This window comes from Arthrobacter sp. TJ-270 (assembly GCF_058269075.1).
The window spans coordinates 248,902-269,430 of record NZ_JBZCNB010000004.1; the positions used below are offsets into that span (position 1 = coordinate 248,902).

The 20,529-nt window shown below is 63.7% G+C and carries 23 protein-coding genes and 3 tRNA genes; 5 read left to right on the forward strand and 21 right to left on the reverse strand.

What is annotated here, in order from left to right; all coding sequences use genetic code 11:
• The 13 genes from nusB to AC4D2M_RS10250 form a co-directional block, all read right to left on the reverse strand.
• On the reverse strand, positions 1–411 hold the full coding sequence (nusB, locus tag AC4D2M_RS10190) for a transcription antitermination factor NusB (protein ID WP_490891645.1): 411 nt from the start codon (positions 409–411) through the stop codon (positions 1–3).
• Complete coding sequence (gene efp / locus AC4D2M_RS10195) at positions 408–971, reverse strand: elongation factor P (RefSeq protein ID WP_490891646.1); 564 nt, start codon at positions 969–971, stop codon at positions 408–410. Before efp ends, nusB begins: the two co-directional genes overlap by 4 nt.
• Before the next feature lie 121 nt (positions 972–1,092).
• Entirely contained in the window at positions 1,093–2,184 is a 1,092-nt protein-coding gene (gene aroB, locus AC4D2M_RS10200) for a 3-dehydroquinate synthase (protein WP_490891647.1), read from the reverse strand.
• The gene (locus AC4D2M_RS10205) at positions 2,174–2,731 is read right to left on the reverse strand and encodes a shikimate kinase (RefSeq protein WP_490891648.1); all 558 of its coding nucleotides are present in this window, start codon (positions 2,729–2,731) and stop codon (positions 2,174–2,176) included. Before AC4D2M_RS10205 ends, aroB begins: the two co-directional genes overlap by 11 nt.
• Positions 2,731–3,930 carry a chorismate synthase gene (gene aroC / locus AC4D2M_RS10210; RefSeq protein WP_490891649.1) on the reverse strand — a complete coding sequence of 400 codons (1,200 nt, stop codon included), beginning with the start codon at positions 3,928–3,930 and terminating at the stop codon, positions 2,731–2,733. Before aroC ends, AC4D2M_RS10205 begins: the two co-directional genes overlap by 1 nt.
• Positions 3,931–3,961: 31 nt before the next feature.
• Positions 3,962–4,858, reverse strand: coding sequence for a shikimate dehydrogenase (locus AC4D2M_RS10215; protein ID WP_490891650.1), 897 nt, complete (start codon positions 4,856–4,858; stop codon positions 3,962–3,964).
• Positions 4,859–6,082: an endolytic transglycosylase MltG gene (gene mltG, locus AC4D2M_RS10220; protein WP_490891651.1), complete on the reverse strand. Its 1,224-nt coding sequence runs from the start codon at positions 6,080–6,082 to the stop codon at positions 4,859–4,861. It abuts the gene before it with no gap.
• Complete coding sequence (gene ruvX, locus AC4D2M_RS10225) at positions 6,079–6,657, reverse strand: Holliday junction resolvase RuvX (protein WP_490891652.1); 579 nt, start codon at positions 6,655–6,657, stop codon at positions 6,079–6,081. Before ruvX ends, mltG begins: the two co-directional genes overlap by 4 nt.
• 15 nt (positions 6,658–6,672) lie before the next feature.
• Positions 6,673–9,351, reverse strand: a complete 2,679-nt coding sequence (gene alaS, locus AC4D2M_RS10230) for an alanine--tRNA ligase (RefSeq protein ID WP_490891653.1) — start codon at positions 9,349–9,351, stop codon at positions 6,673–6,675.
• 71 nt (positions 9,352–9,422) lie between these two features.
• Entirely contained in the window at positions 9,423–9,650 is a 228-nt protein-coding gene (locus tag AC4D2M_RS10235) for a hypothetical protein (protein ID WP_490891654.1), read from the reverse strand.
• 45 nt (positions 9,651–9,695) lie between these two features.
• Complete coding sequence (locus tag AC4D2M_RS10240; protein ID WP_490891656.1) at positions 9,696–10,070, reverse strand: DUF948 domain-containing protein; 375 nt, start codon at positions 10,068–10,070, stop codon at positions 9,696–9,698.
• A gap of 150 nt (positions 10,071–10,220) precedes the next feature.
• Entirely contained in the window at positions 10,221–10,847 is a 627-nt protein-coding gene (rpsD, locus tag AC4D2M_RS10245) for a 30S ribosomal protein S4 (protein WP_490891658.1), read from the reverse strand.
• Positions 10,848–11,089: 242 nt separating this feature from the next.
• Positions 11,090–12,514 carry a replication-associated recombination protein A gene (locus AC4D2M_RS10250; RefSeq protein WP_490891660.1) on the reverse strand — a complete coding sequence of 475 codons (1,425 nt, stop codon included), beginning with the start codon at positions 12,512–12,514 and terminating at the stop codon, positions 11,090–11,092.
• A 60-nt stretch (positions 12,515–12,574) separates the two neighbouring features.
• On the opposite strand from AC4D2M_RS10250, the gene AC4D2M_RS10255 reads away from it, so the two are divergent.
• The gene (locus tag AC4D2M_RS10255) at positions 12,575–13,249 is read left to right on the forward strand and encodes an acVLRF1 family peptidyl-tRNA hydrolase (protein WP_490891662.1); all 675 of its coding nucleotides are present in this window, start codon (positions 12,575–12,577) and stop codon (positions 13,247–13,249) included.
• Between the two features lie 38 nt (positions 13,250–13,287).
• On the opposite strand, the gene rpe is transcribed toward AC4D2M_RS10255, so the two are convergent.
• The 5 genes from rpe to AC4D2M_RS10280 all read right to left on the reverse strand — a co-directional run bounded on the left by rpe (position 13,288) and on the right by AC4D2M_RS10280 (position 18,061).
• Complete coding sequence (rpe, locus tag AC4D2M_RS10260; RefSeq protein WP_490891664.1) at positions 13,288–13,941, reverse strand: ribulose-phosphate 3-epimerase; 654 nt, start codon at positions 13,939–13,941, stop codon at positions 13,288–13,290.
• A 40-nt stretch (positions 13,942–13,981) separates the two neighbouring features.
• Positions 13,982–15,481, reverse strand: coding sequence for an RsmB/NOP family class I SAM-dependent RNA methyltransferase (locus tag AC4D2M_RS10265; RefSeq protein WP_490891665.1), 1,500 nt, complete (start codon positions 15,479–15,481; stop codon positions 13,982–13,984).
• The gene (gene fmt / locus AC4D2M_RS10270) at positions 15,478–16,395 is read right to left on the reverse strand and encodes a methionyl-tRNA formyltransferase (protein ID WP_490891666.1); all 918 of its coding nucleotides are present in this window, start codon (positions 16,393–16,395) and stop codon (positions 15,478–15,480) included. The genes AC4D2M_RS10265 and fmt overlap by 4 nt, the downstream gene beginning before the upstream one ends.
• Positions 16,392–16,979, reverse strand: a complete 588-nt coding sequence (def, locus tag AC4D2M_RS10275) for a peptide deformylase (RefSeq protein WP_490891668.1) — start codon at positions 16,977–16,979, stop codon at positions 16,392–16,394. Before def ends, fmt begins: the two co-directional genes overlap by 4 nt.
• A 125-nt stretch (positions 16,980–17,104) precedes the next feature.
• Positions 17,105–18,061, reverse strand: coding sequence for a cytochrome (locus AC4D2M_RS10280; RefSeq protein ID WP_490891669.1), 957 nt, complete (start codon positions 18,059–18,061; stop codon positions 17,105–17,107).
• A 202-nt stretch (positions 18,062–18,263) separates the two neighbouring features.
• Between AC4D2M_RS10280 and AC4D2M_RS10285 the strand changes: the two genes are divergently transcribed.
• The 4 genes from AC4D2M_RS10285 to AC4D2M_RS10300 all read left to right on the forward strand — a co-directional run bounded on the left by AC4D2M_RS10285 (position 18,264) and on the right by AC4D2M_RS10300 (position 18,820).
• Positions 18,264–18,337: transfer RNA gene (locus AC4D2M_RS10285), tRNA-Gly, on the forward strand.
• A 54-nt stretch (positions 18,338–18,391) separates the two neighbouring features.
• Positions 18,392–18,465 (forward strand) — tRNA-Cys (locus AC4D2M_RS10290).
• A gap of 20 nt (positions 18,466–18,485) precedes the next feature.
• A tRNA-Val gene (locus tag AC4D2M_RS10295) sits at positions 18,486–18,560 on the forward strand.
• Positions 18,561–18,667: 107 nt separating this feature from the next.
• Complete coding sequence (locus AC4D2M_RS10300; protein WP_490891670.1) at positions 18,668–18,820, forward strand: hypothetical protein; 153 nt, start codon at positions 18,668–18,670, stop codon at positions 18,818–18,820.
• Positions 18,821–18,991: 171 nt separating this feature from the next.
• Here AC4D2M_RS10300 and AC4D2M_RS10305 read toward each other — a convergent pair whose 3' ends face one another.
• Genes AC4D2M_RS10305 through AC4D2M_RS10315 form a run of 3 tightly spaced genes read right to left on the reverse strand, consistent with a single transcriptional unit; the run spans position 18,992 to position 20,486 of the window.
• On the reverse strand, positions 18,992–19,312 hold the full coding sequence (locus AC4D2M_RS10305; protein WP_490891672.1) for a hypothetical protein: 321 nt from the start codon (positions 19,310–19,312) through the stop codon (positions 18,992–18,994).
• Positions 19,309–19,644 (reverse strand): hypothetical protein, encoded by a 336-nt coding sequence (locus AC4D2M_RS10310; protein WP_490891673.1) that lies wholly within the window; start codon positions 19,642–19,644, stop codon positions 19,309–19,311. Before AC4D2M_RS10310 ends, AC4D2M_RS10305 begins: the two co-directional genes overlap by 4 nt.
• Before the next feature lie 2 nt (positions 19,645–19,646).
• A complete protein-coding gene (locus AC4D2M_RS10315; protein WP_490891674.1) occupies positions 19,647–20,486 on the reverse strand; it encodes a phage major capsid protein in 840 nt (279 codons plus the stop codon).
• Positions 20,487–20,529 lie beyond the last annotated feature (43 nt).

Consider the following 20,529-nt stretch of genomic DNA (forward strand, 5'->3'; position numbering starts at 1 on the left):
CTACGCCAGCAGAGTGGGCTTAAGCTGCTGAAGACGGCCGAGCAGGCCGTTGATGAAGGCGGGTGACTCGTCTGTCGACAGCATGGTTGCAAGCTGCACGGCCTCGCTGACAGCGACAGTGTCCGGCACGTCCTCGTTGTACAGCAACTCCCAGGATCCGACTCGCAGAATCATCCGGTCCACGGCAGGCATCCGGTCGAGCGTCCAGCCCTGCGAATAGGTGCTCAGGAATTCGTCGATCTGCGCGCCGTGGGCCATCACGCCTTCAATGATCTCCACGGAGTACTCGTTGATGACGGTGTCCGTCTTTTCGCGGCGGCCCTGCAGTGCCTCGATAGGCGACACGGACCGCTGCTCGGCCTCGAACAGGATATCCAGCGCCCGACGCCGTGCTTTGCTGCGTGCGCTCACTCGTTGACGCGTCCCAGGTACTCACCGGAGCGGGTGTCTACCTTGACCTTGGTACCGGTTTCCAGGAAGAGCGGCACCTGGATCTCATATCCGGTTTCGACAGTGGCAGGCTTGGTGCCGCCGGTCGAACGGTCGCCCTGAAGACCCGGTTCGGTGTACGTGATTTCAAGAACAACCGACGGCGGCAGCTCAAGGTAAAGCGCTGAACCCTCGTGCATGGCGATCGTTGCCATCTGGCTCTCGAGCATAAAGTTCTCGGCGTTGCCCACGGTTGCACCCGGGACGGTGATCTGGTCGTAGTCCGTCGTGTCCATGAACACGAAGTCGTCGCCGTCCTTGTACAGGTATTGGTAGTCGCGGCGGTCCACGGTGGCGGTCTCGATCTTGAGGCCGGCGTTGAAGGTCTTGTCGACAACCTTGCCCGAGAGGATGTTGCGGAGCTTGGTGCGGACAAAAGCGCCACCCTTGCCGGGCTTCACATGCTGGAACTCAAGCACATTCCAGAGGTTGCCCTCGAGCTTGAGGACGGTGCCATTCTTGATGTCGTTCGTGGTGGCCACGGATTCTCTTTCGTCGATTGACTGATGTTTGGCTTACGTCGCAGCAGGCGCAGTGCACGACTGCTCAGGATTCGCCCGCCAAAAGACCAGAGTCCAGTCTACCCTGCCGGATGGAACCGGATCAGGAAGCGATCTCCTGGTACGCGGCGAACAGGAGTGATGTGTCCGGCACCTCAAGGATTCCGGGGCGGGCGACGCCGTCGAGCACTACGAAACGCAGCAGGTCACCGCGTGCCTTCTTGTCCCGCCGCATGCCGTCCAGGAGCGCTGCCCAGCGGTCCCGCCGGTAGGTCACCGGAAGACCGAGTGTTTCCAGGATGGCGCGGTGCCTGTCCGCGGTCTTGTCGTCAAGCCGGCCGACCATGCGGGAGAGCTCCGCCGCGAAGACGAGGCCCACCGAAACGGCTGCGCCGTGCCGCCAGGAGTACCGTTCCGCCAGCTCGATCGCGTGCGCCAGCGTGTGGCCATAGTTCAGGAATTCCCGCCGCCCGGATTCCTTGAGGTCCTCCGACACGACCGCGGCTTTGACCGCGATTGAACGCTCGACCAGTTCTCGGACGGCATCGCTGGTCGGGTCCTTGACGGCCTCAGGGTCGAATTCGACCAACTCGAGGATGCGTGGATCGGCGATGAACCCGCACTTCACAACTTCGGCCATGCCGGTGATCAGCTCGTTGGTGGGGAGTGTCTGCAGCGCGTCCAGATCGGCGAGCACACCCGCCGGCGGGTGGAAGGCACCCACGAGGTTCTTCCCCTCTGCGGTGTTGATCCCGGTTTTGCCGCCCACAGCTGCATCGACCATGCCAAGCAGCGTGGTGGGCAGATGTACCACCTTGACGCCGCGAAGCCAGGTCGCTGCCACAAAGCCGGCGACGTCGGTGACAGCACCTCCCCCGACGGCCACAATTGCGTCAGACCGCGTGAAATCATTCTGCCCGAGCACCTGCCAGCAGAACGCCGCCACCTGAATGTGCTTGCCTTCCTCGGCATCGGGGATCTCCGCCGTGACCGCGGTGAATCCTTCCGCCGCCAGCTGCTCCCGCACGGTGTCCCCTGTCGATCGCAGGGCGCGGGGATGGATCACCAGCACGCGACGGACCCGCTCGCCCAGCAGTGGTGCCAACCGGTCCAGCAGTCCACGTCCAACCACGACGTCGTAGTTCTCGGACGGGGTACTGCCTGTGACGCGGATGGCAGTAGATTCAGCGGTCATTGCCGAAGGTTCCTTCCTCAGTAAACATGGTCCGGTGCAGCTGCGTCTCAAGACGGTCAACCACGGTATCGGGTGAAGCGTCGCGTGTGTCTATCACCGCGTCCGCCAGTGCTTCGTAGATCGGGCGACGTTCCCGGTCAAGGCGTGCCCAGGTTCCGCCGGCGTCTTCGGCCAACAAAGGCCGGCCGGTGTTGCCGGCGAGCCGCGGCAGAACCGTTGCAAGATCGGCGTCGAGGAAAACCACAAAGGCATCTTTCAGCAGGCGCCGCGTGTCGTCGTGGAGAACCGAACCTCCTCCGAGGGAGATAACGGCGCCGGCACCCGCTTCTGAAAGGACTTCGCGAACGACCTCAGCCTCAATCCGCCGGAAACCGGGCTCACCCTGTTCAGCGAAGATTGCCGGTATGGGGCCATGCCGGGCGGCGATCACGGCATCTGTGTCGACGAATTGCCAGCCATGCCGTGAGGCGATCCGCCGCCCGATGGTCGATTTGCCGGTGGCCATGAGGCCGATGAGTACCAGCGGTCCATGAGCCGCCGGCAGCATCAGGGCGCGACCGAATTCAGGGACGCCGGGATGCTCTCGAGGTAGGAGTCGAGGTTGCGCTTTGTCTCCTCCACCGAGTCACCGCCGAACTTCTCCGTTACCGCTTCTGCAAGAACAAGGGCGACCATAGCTTCGGCAACCACTCCGGCCGCAGGGACCGCGCACACGTCGGACCGCTGGTGGTGCGCCTTGGCGGCGTCGCCGGTACTCACGTCGATTGTCTGAAGTGCACGGGGGACGGTGGCGATGGGCTTCATCGCAGCGCGCACTCGCAGGACGTCGCCAATGCTCATGCCGCCCTCGATACCGCCGGCCCGGTTGGTTGAGCGGCCGATCCGCCCGGTTTCCTCACGGACTATCTCGTCATGAGCGGCCGATCCGCGACGTCGCGCGGTCTCGAAACCGTCACCGACCTCAACGCCCTTGATCGCCTGAATGCCCATGAGTGCACCGGCCAGACGCGCATCCAGGCGACGGTCCCAGTGCACGTAGCTTCCAAGTCCGGGAGGGAGACCGTAGGCCAGGACCTCGACGACACCGCCGAGGGTTTCGCCCTCCTTGTGAGCGGCGTCCACCTCGGCGACCATCGCGGTGGACGTCTCGCGGTCGAAACAGCGCAGCGGGTCCTCATCCAGTGCGAGGAGATCGCGGGGTGCGGGAAGCGGCGATCCTTCCGGAACGGCAACGGAAGCAACAGCGACAGTGTGGCTGACTAGTTCGATGCCCAGAGCGCAAAGAAATTGAGCCGCGACGGTACCAAGGGCTACCCGCGCAGCAGTTTCCCGCGCACTTGCCCGTTCCAGCACCGGCCGGGCCTCATCGAAACCGTACTTCTGCATGCCGGTGAAATCAGCGTGGCCGGGGCGGGGCCTGGTGAGGGGAGCGTTACGCGCGGAATCCCTGAGAATGCCGGCGTCGACCGGATCCGCGGACATGACCTGTTCCCACTTGGGCCATTCGGTGTTCCCCACCTCGATGGCCACCGGACCGCCCTGTGTCAGGCCGTGGCGGACACCTCCGATGATCCGAACCTGGTCCTGTTCGAACTTCATGCGGGCACCGCGACCATAACCCAACCGGCGACGTGCCAGAGCGGCCTGAATGGCCTCACTGGCTACTTCAACGCCTGCGGGCATTCCCTCGATGATTCCGACCAGAGCAGGGCCGTGGGATTCCCCGGCCGTCAACCAACGCAACATACATCCATCCTGCCACGGGCCACGACCCCAACTAGCGCCGGGGAGCCCCCACCGCGTCACACATCACATTTATGACAGCAGACTCATCGCGGAAAGCATCACCGGCGAAGAGCTTCACCTGGGCCACCGCCTGGTAGAGCAACATTTCCAGGCCGGGAACGATGACTCCACCGCCGGCGGACCATGCCTCAGCGAGCGCACTGGGCCACGGGTCGTATGCCACATCAAGGAGCACGCGTGGTTCCCGTGGCTCGGGCTCATCGGCGGAAGACGGTGCGACGAACAGCTGAGCAGCCAGTTCGTCCGCCCCGTGGGGCGGCAGCGTCGAGATAACCAGCGGAGACGCACCGCACAACCCTGCGGCCGCATCGAAATCTCTCAGGTTCACATCAATGCCGAGCCGGTGACCCAGGTCAATCAGGGAGCCGGCTTTCCGCGGTGACCTGACGCAAATATCGGCCCCCTGAACACCCATTTGGGCAAGGGCTGCGACAGCCGCCGAAGCGGTGCCGCCCCCACCGAGGACGAGCGCCTGCTCCGGGCGTCCGGCGCCGGCATGGCGAACCGCACGGACGATCCCCTCAACGTCCGTGTTGTAGCCCATTAGCCGTCGCAGTTCGCCATCTTCCACGGGAAGCACGGTATTGATCACGCCCAGAGCGGCGGCGTCCGGCGCCACCTCATCCAGGTAACTCAGCGCCGCACCCTTGTGCGGCATTGTGACAGACAGCCCGCGCCACGCAGGGTCATCCCGGACCTCCCCCAAGATGGTTCCCAGGGATTCAGGAGCAGTATCAATCGCCGTGTAGCTGCAGTCGAAATCCAGAAGGGCGTACGCAGCGCCGTGAAGCTGAGGGGACTTCGAGTGCGCTATGGGGTGACCGATGACACCGGCCCGATATGGGGCCGGCGTCCGGTCGGGGAACACCTATTCACACCTTCCGGCGTTATCAGCGCACCATGCCTGGTACTCCTGAACGTACTGTGCATGCTCGGCAAGAGTTTCGGAGAACTTGGTCTCACCGCTGTCGAGGTTGACCGTGACCCAGTAGTAGTAGGGCACGTCCTCCGGGTTGACCGCGGCCTCGATCGCTTCCGCGCTCGGGGATCCGATTGGTCCGACCGGCAAGCCTGGAATCGCGTACGTGTTGTACGGGTTGGACTTGTCGGCCTTTTCCTCGTCGGTCAGGTTGTAGCTCTTGCGGTCAAGCCCGTAGGTCACAGTCGCGTCAGACTGGATCAGTCCGTTCGTCTCGGTATTGTCCGGACCCAACCGGTTCATGATCGAACCGGCTACCTGACCGTAATCGGCCTGGCCGGCCTCAGCCTGCACGATGCTGGCGATGGTCAGGATGCGGTACTGCTCTGCAGGATCGGTGACCCCGGCCTCTTCGAGCGCTGCGTAAGTATTGTCCACCATCTGCTGGATGACCTCGGCTGCAGTGATGTCGAGGTCGAATCGGTACTCGCCGGGATACAGGTAACCCTCCAGGCTCGGCGACCGCTCCGGAATGCCGAACTGCGTTGGATCCTTTGCCAGTGCTTCGAACTCTTCGCGGGGTATCCCGGTGGATTCCGCCAGGATATCGAAGACCTCGTTCTGCCTGAGGTCCCTGGCAACGGCGGCATAGTGAACCATCGAGTCGCCCTCGGCGAGCAGCGCTCGGGCTGCCTCCTCCGAGCTCATCTGGTACTTCATCTCATAGTCGCCGGGCTGAATCACGCGCCCGTCGGCGACAGCACCGAAGGCCTTCAGGAATTCCTCTGAACTGGCGACAATGTCCTGCTGCTCAAGGCCGCTGCCAATAATCAAGGGACCCGCGCCTTCCTCGACGGTGAAGGTCACTGACCCTGTGCCGGGCCCGGCGTAGTCGGTGACTTCACCGACTCCAAGCAGACTCCTAAGAAACATCGCGACGGCGACCACCACTCCGACGAAACCGAGCACCACGATCAGCATGACGATTGTCCGGCGTCTGCGGCGGCGCTGACGCGCCTTGGAAGGACCGCGTCTGCGGCGGGACGGAACGTCTGCCTCGAAAAACTGCTCCACCGGCTCAGGATGCTCCGGGTAGTGCTCGTCCAGATATTCGTCCGGGTGCTGCTCGGATCCGTGATCGGCTGCTGGGGAAGGAGGATGACGATGGCTCACTGCTCCTCTTTCCTCCTACTGTTGGTGTGCGAAATTTCTAACTCCTCGGATGAGGCCGGCGTCGGATGGTCATGACTCCGCCGCCGATGCTGAACGACCGGCTCCCCCACGTCCCGCTCAAGGTTTCGTTGCATATCTATGGCGTGTTGGAGTATCTCCACGGCTGCCACCTGATCTACCACCTTACGGTGTTCACGACTGTTCAAGCCAGCCTGCCGAAGCGATCTATGCGCCGAAACCGACGTGAGCCGTTCGTCCACCAGCCGGACGGGTACGTCCAGACCCGCGTCGAACAGCATCTCCACGAGCGCTGCGGCGTAGTCCCGGGCCATGGCCGTGGAAGCGGATTCGGTTCCGCTCAGGTTACGGGGCAACCCGACGAAGACTTCAACGGCCCCCAGCTCCTGGATGTTCCCGAGCAGCAGGCGCAGGTCGTGGTTCTTCCGGGTATCGCGTCGCATGGTACGAACCGGGGTCGCAATAGAACCGTCCCTGTCGCTCGCCGCAACCCCGACACGGACCATGCCGACGTCGACGCCGATCTTGACGCCGTACGGATATTCTCCGGGTGCCACAGTAAGCAGTTCCTGCTACCGGCCCGCGACAGCTGCGCGGATGGACTCCAACGCCGCCGGGACCTTTACGGGGTCGGACCCACCGCCCTGTGCCATGTCGTCCTTGCCGCCGCCTCCGCCGCCGAGGATGCCTGCAGCGGTACGCACAAGCGCTCCTGCCTTGATCCCTGCGTCGCGCGCTTCGTCATTGGTGACCACAAGGACCACCGGGCGATCCTTGCTGACACCCGCCACAGCGACCACAGAGGCACCCGCGCCGAGCCGTCCCCGCAGGTCCAGCGCGAGATTCCGGAGGTCATCCGCACTGCCGACCGTACCGGCGTCGTGAGTGATTAGACGCACGCCATCGATGTCCTCTGCCGTATTGACCAGTCCGGCAGCAGCGCTCGAGAGCTGTTCCTTCCGCAGCCGTTCCAGCTCTTTCTCGGCAGCCTTGAGCCGGTTCAGCGTTGCGCTCAGGCGTTCAGGCAGCTGCGGCGAGGGTACCTTGAGCATTTCGGACAGCTCAGTGACGAGCGCGCGTTCCGCAGCAGCATGCCTGAAGGCGTCCATACCGACGAGCGCCTCAACCCGGCGGTTGCCGGATCCGACCGACTGCTCACCGAGCAGCGTCAGCGTCCCGATCAGCGACGTCGATTCAACGTGGGTGCCACCGCAGAGTTCACGCGACCATGCACCATCGATTTCGACGACCCGCACACGGTCCCCGTATGCCTCTCCGAACAGCGCCGTCGCACCGAGTGCCTTGGCATCATCCAGGCCCATCACCTTCGTTTCGACGGCGTGGTTACTGCGGATGGCCAGGTTCGAGACTTCCTCGATCTCCGATCGCGCCGAGGAGCTGATGCCCTCGCCCCACGAGAAGTCGAAGCGCAGGTATCCGGCCTTGTTGAAGGAACCGCGCTGCAGCGCCTCAGGGCCGAGGACCTGATGAAGGGCAGCGTGAACGAGGTGCGTACCGGAGTGCGCCTGCTCCCCCGCATGACGACGCTGACGGTCGACGGCCGCGGTCACCGGGGCGTCCTGCGTGATTTCTCCCTCGCGCACCAGCGCACGGTGGACGCTCAGTCCCTTGATCGGCCTCTGGACGTCGGTGACTTCCACGGTGAAACCGTTTCCGGTGATGAGCCCGACGTCGGCTGCCTGCCCGCCTGCTTCGGCATAGAACGGAGTACGGTCGAGGATCAGTTCAATTTCTTCGCCCGCACGAGCGACCGGAACTGACGCGCCGTTGCTGATGATGCCGCGCACCACCGCTTCGCTGGTCAGCTCGTCGTAACCTGTGAACACGGTTTCACCGGTTGCAAGCAACTCGTTGAACACCGTCATGTCGGCGTGCCCGGCCTTTTTCCCGCGGGCGTCAGCCTGGGCGCGTTGCCGCTGCTCGAGCATGAGCGCGCGGAATCCTTCGGCATCGACCTTCACACCGGCCTCTTCAGCCATTTCGAGTGTCAGGTCAATAGGGAACCCGTAGGTGTCATGGAGGCTGAAGGCGTCTTCGCCGGACAGTGCACGGCCCGCGCCCCTGGACTCGCGGACAGCTTCTTCGAGCCGGGCTGTTCCCGAGGCGATGGTGCGCAGAAACGCCTTCTCTTCTGCATACGCGATCCTGCTGATGCGCTCGAAGTCGCGCGCGACCTCGGGGTAAACGCCCTTCATGGCGTCACGCGAGACGGGCAGGAGGTCTGGCAGGCAGGCCTTCTCGACACCCAGCAGGCGCATGGCGCGGACTGCGCGGCGGATGAGCCGGCGCAGAACGTAGCCCCTGCCCTCATTGGACGGCGTGACGCCGTCGGTGATGAGCATCAGGGCCGAGCGAATGTGGTCAGCGACCACCCGCATCCGCACGTCGTCCTGGTGGTGAGGGTCGTCGTCGGACTCTGCACTGGTGTATTCGCGACCCGACAGTTCCGCTGCCTTGTCCAGGACCGGACGCACCTGGTCGGTCTCGTACATGTTTTCGACGCCCTGCAGCACCATTGCCAGCCGTTCGAGCCCAAGGCCGGTGTCAATGTTTTTTTGCGGCAGTTCCCCGGCAATGTCGAAATCCTCTTTGCTGCGCACAGCAGAGAGCCGGTACTGCATGAACACGAGGTTCCAGATTTCGATGTAACGGTCTTCGTCAGCCTCCGGTCCGCCATCGCGGCCGTACTCCGGGCCGCGGTCGTAGAAGATTTCCGAGCAGGGACCGCCCGGGCCGGGCTGGCCCGTGTTCCAGTAGTTGTCCTTCTTGCCGAATTTCTGGATGCGCTCGGCCGGGAATCCTACTTCGTCCCGCCAGATCGCTAGCGCTTCTTCGTCTTCCTGGTACACCGTGACCCACAGGCGGTCGGCAGGGAGTCCGAAGCCGCCGTCTTCCACGCTGCTCGTCAACAGGTCCCACGCCATGCGGATGGCGTTCTGCTTGAAGTAGTCGCCGAATGAAAAGTTTCCGCACATCTGGAAGAACGTGCCATGGCGGGCGGTTTTGCCGACTTCTTCGATGTCGGCCGTGCGAATGCACTTCTGGATGCTCGTTGCGCGGTTGTACGGAGCTACTTCCCGCGCTGTCAGGTAGGGAATGAACGGGACCATGCCTGCGACGGTGAACAGCAGCGACGGGTCGCTGGATACCAGGGAGGCGGACGGCACGCGCGTGTGCCCCTGGCGCTCGAAGTAGTCAAGCCAGCGACGGGCAATCTCTTGCGACTTCATGGGGATCCTTCGGTGTTGCGCGCGGGTGGTGCGCAGCGGCGATGTCTGGTGTTCGGGTGCCTGATCGGGAATCAGAGGCGGGGCTCTGAGTCAATGCCGAGGGCGGTGCGCAGATCGGTCTCGCGCTCCTGCATTCCCTGCCGGAACGCGTCGGCGAAGTCGGCGACACTGTCCGTGAGTTGCGCTACGGCGCGGTTCAGCCCTTCCGGGCCCACCGCCGACTTCATCGCAGATACTTTGCGTACCGCTACGGCACCGATGGCCGCGCCTGCTGCGAGCCAGAAAACCCTCTTGATCATCAAGAATTCCTTTGTTGTGCGTGCGTCTTGTGCTTCAGCTTGTGATCAGCGACTACGACGGCGGGAGGTGGGCCTGCGTCTGGAGGCCAGCGCATTGCGCACGCCGTAGGAAAACGCTGCCACCTTGATGAGCGGGGATCCGACCGTGGCCGCGACCAGCGAAGACAGGGCCGAGATGTTGGCGGAGGCATCCGACACGTTCGAGGTGATCCCGTCGACGTGCTTCAATTGCTGGTGCGTTGTGGACACTGTGCTGGTGACCTCGTCGATGAGGGGCGTGGTGCCCTCAGTCACCGAACGGATGGCCTGACGGAGCTCATCGAAGACCTTCCCGAGCTTCCACACCGGAATGGCAAGCAATGCGACCAGGACCGCAAAAACTCCGGCGGCAATAAGTCCGGCGATATCTCCACCTGACATTCGTGAACAACTCCTTAGCCTTCGCGCATGGCGGACGGCTGCCCGCAATTCCCTATGTACCTTACCTACTCAGGAGCCCGCGGCGTGCGCCGCGGGCTCCCGGTAACTGATGTTCAGTTGTACTGCCGAAACGCCGAAGTCGGCGCTGGATCAGCGTGCGTAGTATTCCACCACGAGCTGCTCTTCACAGGTCACGGGGACCTCGGAGCGCTTGGGGCGGCGAACCAGGCGTGCCTGAAGCTTCTCGAGCTGGACGTCGAGGTAGCCGGGGACAGCCGGAAGCACGTCGCGGTGGGCACCGGCAGCAGCAACCTGCAGCGGAACCATGGTTTCGCTGCGGCTGTGCACGTGGATGAGCTGGCCTTCCTTGACACGGAAGGACGGGCGGTCCACGCGTGCGCCGTCAACCATGATGTGGCGGTGAACCACGAGCTGGCGTGCCTGGGCGATGGTGCGCGCGAAACCGGCGCGCAGCACCAATGCGTCGAGACGCATTTCGAGCAGTTCGATCAGGTTCTCACCGGTCAGGCCGGAGGTACGGCGGGCTTCCTCGAAGACGCGGGTCATCTGCGCTTCGCGGATACCGTACTGGGCGCGCAGACGCTGCTTCTCGCGCAGACGTACTGCGTAGTCGCTGTCCTGCTTGCGGCGGGAACGGCCGTGCTGGCCCGGCGCGTACGGACGACGCTCCAGGTACTTCTCGGCCTTGGGGGTCAGAGCAATGCCGAGGGCGCGCGAAATGCGCACCTTACGGCGGGCACGTGTGTTGTTAGCCACGTTTACCTTTCACTGTTTGCGGCGAAGCAGTCCACGACGGCGAACACCGTGTGAACTCTTTCTTGTGTCGCTGGCCTCCACGTTCGGAGAGCCGGAAGGGGCCGCTTTCCGGTACTACAGTTCGCGGGTTCTCACTTCGCCTGCACCTTTCCACTGGGCCAGATGGAAATCACCTGATGTGGATTGGACAAGGGGCATGAATGAGCCGCGACTTGCCAGTCAACGAACAATCCTAGCAGTGCTCAGCGGTTCCGAATAATGGCGCGGAGTTTCTCCAACCGGGTGGCAACTGCGCGTTCTGTACCCCGGTCGGTGGGAAGGTAGTAGTCGGTACCGACGAGATCGTCAGGCGCGTATTGCTGGCGGGCGATCCCGTGTGGTTCATCATGGGAGTACACGTATCCCCTGCCATGGCCCAGTTGGCTGGCGCCGGGGTAGTGGGCGTCGCGGAGATGTGCGGGTATTCCCTGTCCCTTACCGGCCCGAACGTCTGCGATGGCGCGATTGATTCCGTTATAGGCGGCGTTCGACTTCGGCGCGGTTGCGATATGCACCACCGCTTCCGCAAGGATGATCCGCCCCTCCGGCATCCCGACCAACTGGACCGCCTGCGCTGCTGCGACAGCGGTCTGCAGGGCGGTGGGATCGGCCATGCCGACGTCTTCCGCAGCGGAGATCATCAATCGGCGAGCCACGAAGCGGGGGTCTTCGCCGGATTCGAGCATGCGTGCAAGATAGTGCAGGGCTGCGTCGACATCGGAGCCGCGCAGCGACTTGATGAACGCGCTGGCCACGTCATAGTGCTGGTCCCCCGCCCGGTCATAACGCAGAGCGGCGACGTCTACAGCCTTCTCAGCGTGGTCCAGGGTGATGCGGACCGGGCCGGGATGATCATCGCCATCCTCCAAATCCCGCGGCTGTTCAGCCGCCGCTTCCGCTGATTGCGCGACGCCGGCAGCTGCCTCCAGTGCTGTCAGCCCCCGCCGCGCGTCACCGGCCGCCAGCCTCACCAGATGGTCCAGGGCGTCCTCGTCGACTGTGACCTCCCCCGCGAGGCCGCGGGGGTCATCCACAGCACGTTGAAGCAGTGACCTTATGTCCTCTTCGGTGAGCGGCTTCAGCGTCTGCAGGAGCGATCGCGACAGCAGCGGGGACACCACCGAGAAAGACGGGTTTTCCGTAGTGGCAGCTATAAGCACTACCCAGCCGTTTTCGACGCCCGGCAGGAGTGCATCCTGCTGTGCCTTGTTGAACCGGTGGATCTCGTCGAGGAAGAGGACCGTTGTGATGCGGTGCAAGTCCCGGTTGGAGAGCGCCTCGTCCATTACCCGACGGACATCCTTGACGCCGGCGGTGATGGCGGAGAGCTCCACGAACTTGCGACCGGGACCCCTTGCGATGACGTGCGCCAGGGTGGTCTTCCCTGTTCCCGGCGGACCCCAGAGGATGACCGACGTCGGGGCGCCCGTGCGCACGGCAGGCTCACCCCCCGCCAGCGTTCGCAACGGCGATCCGGCTCCGAGCAGGTGCTGCTGCCCGACGACTTCGTCGACCGTTCGCGGACGCATGCGTACCGGCAGCGGACTGCGGGGACGGTTCCGCTCATTCCCGGCGAACGCGGCCGGCTCGTCATACGCGTCGGAGTCGAGGCTGAATAGGTCATTCACAGAGCCAAGGCTACTGTGATCCTCTGACACCGAACGCCCAGGATTCCGTAAGGAGGCGAAGTGCAGGACAACCGGACGGTACTGGTCCCGCCCGACCGCCTTGCCGGCTGGGTGAGGCGCTTCGGTGAACGCAACGGGCCCTTTCACGCCGAGCGTCCTGGCGGCACACCCGGCGTTGTAGTCCTGCGCGCTGCCAACGGTTGCACGGCCGAAATCGCCGCACCCCTGGCAGGCTCGGGCCAGGACGGGGTTCCCGAGACGGTGCATTGCGATCCGGAGAGCGCGGTGGACGAGCTGATCCGGCAGGCGTCCGTTCCGCTGACCGTGGGGCTGCTTCTGATACGCCGCGGCGGTTACGGCGTCGGGCTTGCCAGGGCCGGTGTCCTCATCGTCTCAAAAAACGGTACGCGCTATGTCCAGTCCCGTACGGCGGCCGGTGGCTGGTCCCAGCAACGGTTCGCCCGGAGGAGGGCTAACCAGGCCGATGCGCTGGTCGATACCGCAGCTGAGCGTGCGGCAGCCCTCTTCGCCCAGGATCCGCCGGACTGTCTGCAGCCCGGCGGCGACGCCAAGCTGTTCTCCGAGTGCCTGGCGCACACGAAGCTGGCCTCATACCGCGTTCTCCCCCGCCTGCCGCTCCTGCCGGTTCCCGACCCACGCCAGGATGTGCTCCGGCAGGCAGCCGCCGACACACGCAGCCTCCGGATCAGCCTGACGGGCATACCCGACAGCTAGCTCCGTGGCTCAGCTGATCAAGGCTAGACCGGTCGCGGTCAGGAGGCGGCCTGCCGAAGCCCGGCGATCGCAGCTGCCGGATTGTCGGCACCATAGACGGATGAACCCGCAACGAACACCGTGGCGCCGGCCTCTGCCGCGCGAACTATGGTTTCTTCGGTGATACCCCCGTCGACCTGGATGGCAACGGGCAAGTCCCCGCCGCGGATAGCGTCGGCGGCGCGCCGGATCTTCGGGAGCGTCGAGTCAAGGAAGGACTGCCCGCCGAACCCGGGCTCCACCGTCATGATGAGCAGCATGTCCAGCTCACCGAGCATGTCCAGATAGGGGTCGACCGGGGTTGCCGGGCGCAGCGCCATACCGGCGCGGGAGCCTGCTGAGCGCAATTCGCGAGCCAGCCGGATTGGGGCCTGCGCGGCTTCGGCGTGGAACGTCACCGATGCTGCCCCGGCGGCGGCGTACTCGGTGGCCCAGCGGTCGGCGTCGTCAATCATGAGGTGAACGTCCAGCGGAACGGGGCTCACCGCCTGAATGCGCTTCACCACCGGAAGCCCCAGGGTCAGATTCGGAACGAAGCTGTTGTCCATCACATCCACATGCACCGCGTCCGCAGTGGAGATGCGTTCCAGCTCGGACTGTAGATTGACGAAGTCCGCCGACAGAATGCTCGGGTGGATACAGCAGGCTTTCATACTCGACCTTTCGTTGAGGGTGGCGTCCTTCGTGCTGAAGCTAGACCGCTGCCCGGCGGATGAGGGCAAGGAACATGGCGTCGGTGCCGTGAACATGCGGCCACAGTTGTGCCGTCATGTCGTGGCCCGCCTGCAGGGAACCGCTCTTGCTCACACCATCGAGTACGTCACCGGCATCGATCAGCGAGAACCCGTCCCTGCCGCGAAGACCGTCCTGAACGACGGCGGTTGTTTCGGCGGGATGCGGAGAGCAGGTTACATACGCCACCACCCCGCCCGGTCGCACAATGTCGAGTGCCTCCGACAGGAGGGCGCGCTGCAGCGGCCCCAATTCCGCCAGATCCGACGGCTTACGACGCCACCGTGCCTCGGGCCTGCGGCGCAGTGCGCCTAGCCCCGTACACGGCGCATCGACCAAAATGCGGTCGAAGCCATTCGGGTATGCCTCCCCGATGGTACGGCCGTCGCCCACCCGTACGCTCCAGACGGCGGGATCCACCGCTGCAAGCGCCTGCCGAACGAGGGCCGCACGATGTTCGGCGGGTTCGTTCGCTACCAGGGCGTGCCCGCGCTGGGCAGCGATCGCGGCGAGCAGGGCCGATTTACCGCCGGGACCGGCGCAGAGATCCAACCAGTCCTCGCTGTCGCGTCCGGAACGGTCGAGCTCGACGGCGGCCAGTGCACGTGCAACGACCTGGGACCCGGCGTCCTGCACCCTGACCCTGCCTGACCGGACGGATTCGAGCCGCCCAACATCACCAGAGGCGTAGAGTGCCGACCCTTCCACGAATTCCCCGGCGCGGGCACCGGTTTCCATAGCCTCATCGAGTGATCCGATTCCGGGCAGCGCGACCAGATTGACGATGGGCGCAGCGTTGTCTGCCTCAAGCAGGTCATCGATCTCGGAAACGGAACGCCCGTGCCCTACGAGGCTCTGCCTCATGGTGCGGACGATCCACTCCGGGTGGCTGTGTCGGAGGGAGCTGACTCGAATCGGATCCTCGACGCCTTCGGTCAGCACCTCCAGCCACTCTGCGAAAGACTTGCGGGAAACCTTCCGGAGCACCGCGTTCGTCAGCGAGGAGGGTCCGGCTCCGATCACGGCTCTCGCGAGGCCCACGGTCTGATCGAGCGCAGCGTGGGGCGGCACCCGCATGGCCATCAACTGGTGGACACCCAGACGCAGAGCGTCAAGGATAGCCGGATCGAGCTGGACGAGCGGACGGTCAACGCACAGCTCGAGGATGGCGTCGTAGGTGCCCTGGCCCCTGAGCGCGCCGTACGCCAACTCAGTGGCGAACCCTGCGTCCTGGCGGCCTAGCCGGTGCTTACGGATGCTGGCCGGCAGTACCAGGTTGGCGTACGCGTCCTCAGCAGCAACAGCACGAAGGACCTCGAAGGCAACCAGACGCGCAGGGTCCGCTCTACGGGTACGTTCAGCCGGCGCCGTCGCGGAAAATTGGCGGGTACCGGACCGGTTGCGCTCCCTTCCCCGCTCGTTGCGCCGGTTTGGCCCTCCCGGGCGATGTTCGGGTGTCATGCGAACTCCAGATCCTCTTGGCGTGCTCCGCGGAACCAGTCGGGCGCGGCTTGCATGGTACGTCCTGCGGGCTGGACTTCCGTGAGTTCCACGGCGTGTGAGCCCGTTCCCACAAGCACCACTCCGTCCCGTTCGAGAACGACGCCGGGAGGAACCTCCTGGACCTCGGGACGGAGGACCACCGGTCCAAGTTTGAAGCGCTGACCGCCCAGGAGCGTCCACGCTCCCGGTTCGGGTGTCACGCCGCTGATCCGGCGCTTGATGGCAAGCGCAGGATCACTCCACCGGATACGCCCGTCAGCGCTTGAGAGCTTCGGCGCGAGGGACACCTCCCCCTGCTGGGGCACTGCAACGGCGCGACCCTGCTCCAAAGCGGACAGGGTTTGGGCGAGAAGGACGGCACCGGTCTCCGACAGGCGCTCAAGGAGGGCGCCGCTCGTATCTTCAGGCCGGACGGCCTCCGTCAGCGTACCGAAGACGGGCCCGGTGTCCAGACCCTGCTCAAGGAGGAACGTGGAGGCACCTGTTATGTCATCCCCGTTGATCAGGGCGTGCTGCACGGGTGCGGCGCCGCGCCAGGCGGGTAGCAGGGAGAAATGCAGGTTGATCCAACCATGCCGAGGCACTTCGAGGGCACCTGGTGGAACAAGACCGCCGTAGGCGACGACCGCCGCCGCATCCAGGTCCAGCGCGGCGAGACGCGAGATGACCGGCGGGTCGATGCGGTTGGCCTTGATGATTTCAAGGCCGGCATCGGACGCTGCACGTGCAACAGGACTGGGCGTGAGGACTTTCTTCCGGCCTGTAGGGGCGTCTTCGCGGGTGAGGACGGCAGCCACCTCGTGACCGGCCCGTCGGAGTTCGCTCAATGATGGCACCGCGACCTGTGGCGTTCCGGCGAAAAGTATTCTCATGCGCCGGTTTCCTTGTGTTCCTGTGCGTGCGCACCGATACCGAATACCGATCCGACTGTTGTGGAGCGCTTGTTCAGGGTCTCCGAAGTGACCGCAGTGTACTGGGAGTGCCGAAGGGCGCGCATCGCAGTACGGCGATCTTCTCCCTGCAACCGGTCGATGTAGAGACGGCCGTTCAGATGATCCGTCTCATGCTGGAAACACCGTGCAAGCATGCCCGTAGCTTCAAGGAAAACGGGGCGTCCGGTGACATCGAACCCCCGAAGCTGGACTTCATCGGCGCGTGGAAGTGCGAAACCGATACCGGGGACTGAGAGGCAGCCTTCCTGATCATCGGTCTGGAGTCCATCGGAGAGGGTCAACACAGGATTGACGACATGCCCCTCCTCCCCGTCGATTGCATACGTGAAAACACGCAGCCCCACTCCGACCTGGGGGGCCGCGAGACCTGCTCCGTTGACACTGTGCATGGTCTCAACCATGTTCTGCACCAACCGGGCCAGGTCAGGACCGTACTCGGTCACCTCTGCCGCGGGCGTCCGCAGTACGGGATCCCCGATCATCCTGATACTCAGAACCGCCATCCGGTTGTGCGTCCTCACCTGTTGTCATGGGAAATTGATTCGAAGCGGCGTCGGAGGGCCAGGTCCACTGATGGGCCGGCGCCCACTTCCAAAACGCTTGGTCAATTCTAGGCCAGGCGGGGTCCTCAGCTGCCCATCGAATGGGCCGGGGCACCTGTGTGGCCGCCGTAGCCCGGACTGGCAGCTTTCGGCTCGTGTTCCATACGGGCAGGTTCTTCCACAGGAACCACCTCAGCCGATCGGGGCGGCGGCGGCACTGCAAGGAGAGGCCGACCGGCGCCGGCAGCGTTGCCACCGGCTTCCCATGCGCGCCGGAGAGCGCAGAACTTGAACCAGTGTTCCTTGAGCACATCCGGGTTGGCGCGGTGCGCCCGCACCTCGGTCTGGCCGATTGCCACGCCGAGCAGGATGGGGTCGTTGCCGTATTTCCATGGTTCCCAGGTGCCGGTTTGTGGGTTTACCAGCGACTCCTGCGCTTTCATACCGGCAACGAGCTGCATCACCACCTTCTCATCAAGCGGTTTCACCATTCCGTCCCTGTCGGTGGCGCGGGTCTTGAAGTCGAGGATGCACAACCGACCGGCGATGCTGGCCACGAGGTCAAGGGTGCCTGCATAACCCAGTTCTGAGTTCCAGACCGTGATCTCGGGAGCTATCGGCCTGACTTGGTAGAGGTCCCACCATTCGTCGAACCGTGCAGCGAAGGCATCTTCCCCGTGCTGGGCAAGATCAGTGCGGGCTTCCTCGACGCGATGCGGTCGGCCGAGATCCCGCAAGGCCACCTGCTCACAGTAGTAGTGGACCCTTGTCCCCCGCCGCGCTGCGTCATTCCGGTAGCGTTCAGCGGCCTTCGATGCATCCTGGATGACGGCGCGCATCTCACTTGGATTTCCCAGCGATGAGGCGAGACGTGGATCCTGCGCAAGGGCACTGGCGGCCATGTACCCGAACCAGCCATCGAGCGATGAATTCTGTGCCTGCGAGATGACGGTCGTGATGGAAGGGACCAGGGGTGGCTCCGAAACGGATCTGGAATACATGCGCCCGCGTTCTGTGGCGTGCGCGAGGAGCGGCTCGGTCATGCTTCAAGTGTGTCATCCCTGTATGACACTTCTGCATCGGAGAGAATGTTCTGCGGCCCATACCGCATAACGGCGGAAGCCGGGGGAGGCGCTCCGTGCGCTTCCCAATTGGACGAACCTGTCTTCCTCCGATATTGTTTTTACTCGTTGGAAAGACGCCGAAGGCAGTAGGGAAACCTCCTGACGCTCGGCGATTTTCTCTGCGGACGTAGCTCAGCTGGCTAGAGCACCACCTTGCCAAGGTGGATGTCGCGGGTTCGAATCCCGTCGTCCGCTCGCAAGTCACTGTATTCGCTGGCTTCGGCCGGTGATCCTGCTTCGGTGGGTCACGGTGGGGTGGCCGAGAGGCGAGGCAGCGGCCTGCAAAGCCGTATACGCGGGTTCGAATCCCGTCCCCACCTCCATACGGTGAATTGCAAGACCTGGGCGATTGGCGCAGCGGTAGCGCGCTTCCCTGACACGGAAGAGGTCACTGGTTCGATCCCAGTATCGCCCACCAGTAAAATGCCTAGTCAGAGGCGAATTTAGGGGAATCTGACAGGCAACGTGCAACATATGTGCAATTCGTTTACGGTGGCAGTTCCCATCAAACGAAAAGGTCTCATCATGAACACCATCACCAAGCTTCCCGCCACTGTCCGCGAGTTCGGCGACATGGCCCATGAGCGCGGCGTAGCGGCTTCCGAGCTCCTTGCGGATCTGGAGCGGACACACGGACCCCGCTGGTACGAAGTGAAGACCATCAGCTCCGCTTCATAAATCGACTTTTACGAACTAAAAGGTCAGGCCCTCCAGACAACGCTGGGGGGCCTGACCTTTTTGCGCTGGGCTGGCAGAGATTCCGGCACCCCGGATCTTTCCTGTCCATCGTTCCCGTATCCGGCCTAGAAAGAGACTAAGAAGTCGGGGGTGACGTTGACGCAATCCTTGTTATCCGGTGACGCGGTGCAACACGACTTCCCGGTGATGGAGGCGACCAAGTACCTTGTGTGTCTCGACGTCGCCTTCCACCTCGTATTTCTTGCCGTCCCAGTAGACCGCCCCGGATGAGCCCAGCTCGACACTAGGCGGCAGGAACGCCCTGTAACGGGTGTGGACGGTCACGCCGGCATCTACAGTCTCGGAACTGTTGAGGGGTTGAACTTCCGCCCGGTGCTGCGACGAAACGTCCGTGAATATCTCGTTCCCGTAGCGGTCGTACTCCCCTGTGTTGACCCGCTCGATGGTTTCGATCCGGTCGTGATAGATCATGCTGACCTCTTCCGGTATCGGTTCAGGACGAACGTCTCAGCGAGTGACCAGCCTTGGAAGCCACGCCCTAACCGGGTGCCACCGACCTGATAGTCGATCTGCTCCGGGTTGGCCAGCAGCCGGACTGTGGTCGTCATGATGACCGCAGCAATTTCCTTGTTGATCCCAGTCTCAGTGAAGCCTCCACCACGGGTATAAGCGCCCGCCATTGCCTTCATGACCGGCAGATGCTTCCCTGCCAGGGCGACAAGCTCAGTGTTGTCGCCCTGACCCATGAAGTCGGCCACGTCTTGCCCGTTCGGGTAAGGCAGTTCACCGTAGAGGACGGACACGATTAGACCGCCGGCGCAGCGGTGAGGACTACGACGCCCTCCGGGTGAATCAGGCCCAGGTCGTAACGGGTGACCACGCGGATGGCCTGCTGATCGAACTCGGCGTAACGCTCGGAGAGGACCGTCACCGAAGGGTCAATGTCGCGGACGACTGCAACCTGCTTCATATCGGCCAGGACTGCCTTACCCGCAGGGAGCTTGTTGGTGACGCTGACAGGGATACCAAACAGGCGATAGGTTGTGCCGGCGGTGATATCGGACTCCAGCAGGTACTTTCCGCTTGTGTCCTTCAGCTTGCGGATGCTGAAGAAGTCAGCACCGGACATCAGCCAGCGGTTCGGGGTGACCTCAGCAGCCGCAGCGAGTGCGAGAGCATCGAGGAAGCCGTCAGCGTTCGCGGTGTCGAGGACTCCGGTCTGCACGCCGGTCTGATTGATAATGCCGGTCACGGTCTTGTTCAGGCCGTCTCCGGTGAGCAGTGCCGTGTCGAGCTTGTTGGCCACGTCGTTGACGATGCGGGCCTTCAGTACGGCGTCGAGGCCGATAGCTGACTGGCGGGCCATCTCATTGGAGAACTTGGTCAGCGCCTTGATCGACTTCCGATCTGAGGGCATCAGGTTGATCTCCCCGAACGTCACGTCGCTGTCAGGGATGAGTCCGTTTTCAGCGACCCAGGACGGATCGGTGGAGCCGGTGAGTGTCGGCAGGCGCAGCGGCTCGGATGAGTTGAAGATCTGCGGGCCAGCGGCAAGGACGACGGATGCGGCCTCAAGCGGCTGGACAAGGATATTGGCGACCTGCTCACGGATGAGCGGTGCGCCGGTAGTGGTGTCAAGCGTCATGGTGTGTTCCTAACGTGAAAGGTTTCTGGTTTTCACGCTGGCC

Coding starts and splice junctions, on each gene's coding strand:
- aroB (WP_490891647.1), bottom strand. CDS start 2,184: ATGACCGCTGAATCTACTGCCATCCGCGTCACAGGCAGTACCCCGTCC.
- AC4D2M_RS10205 (WP_490891648.1), bottom strand. CDS start 2,731: ATGCTGCCGGCGGCTCATGGACCGCTGGTACTCATCGGCCTCATGGCC.
- aroC (WP_490891649.1), bottom strand. CDS start 3,930: ATGTTGCGTTGGTTGACGGCCGGGGAATCCCACGGCCCTGCTCTGGTC.
- alaS (WP_490891653.1), bottom strand. CDS start 9,351: ATGAAGTCGCAAGAGATTGCCCGTCGCTGGCTTGACTACTTCGAGCGC.
- AC4D2M_RS10235 (WP_490891654.1), bottom strand. CDS start 9,650: ATGATCAAGAGGGTTTTCTGGCTCGCAGCAGGCGCGGCCATCGGTGCC.
- AC4D2M_RS10240 (WP_490891656.1), bottom strand. CDS start 10,070: ATGTCAGGTGGAGATATCGCCGGACTTATTGCCGCCGGAGTTTTTGCG.
- rpe (WP_490891664.1), bottom strand. CDS start 13,941: ATGAAAGCCTGCTGTATCCACCCGAGCATTCTGTCGGCGGACTTCGTC.
- AC4D2M_RS10265 (WP_490891665.1), bottom strand. CDS start 15,481: ATGACACCCGAACATCGCCCGGGAGGGCCAAACCGGCGCAACGAGCGG.
- fmt (WP_490891666.1), bottom strand. CDS start 16,395: ATGAGAATACTTTTCGCCGGAACGCCACAGGTCGCGGTGCCATCATTG.
- def (WP_490891668.1), bottom strand. CDS start 16,979: ATGGCGGTTCTGAGTATCAGGATGATCGGGGATCCCGTACTGCGGACG.
- AC4D2M_RS10280 (WP_490891669.1), bottom strand. CDS start 18,061: ATGACCGAGCCGCTCCTCGCGCACGCCACAGAACGCGGGCGCATGTAT.
- AC4D2M_RS10300 (WP_490891670.1), top strand. CDS start 18,668: ATGAACACCATCACCAAGCTTCCCGCCACTGTCCGCGAGTTCGGCGAC.
- AC4D2M_RS10305 (WP_490891672.1), bottom strand. CDS start 19,312: ATGATCTATCACGACCGGATCGAAACCATCGAGCGGGTCAACACAGGG.
- AC4D2M_RS10315 (WP_490891674.1), bottom strand. CDS start 20,486: ATGACGCTTGACACCACTACCGGCGCACCGCTCATCCGTGAGCAGGTC.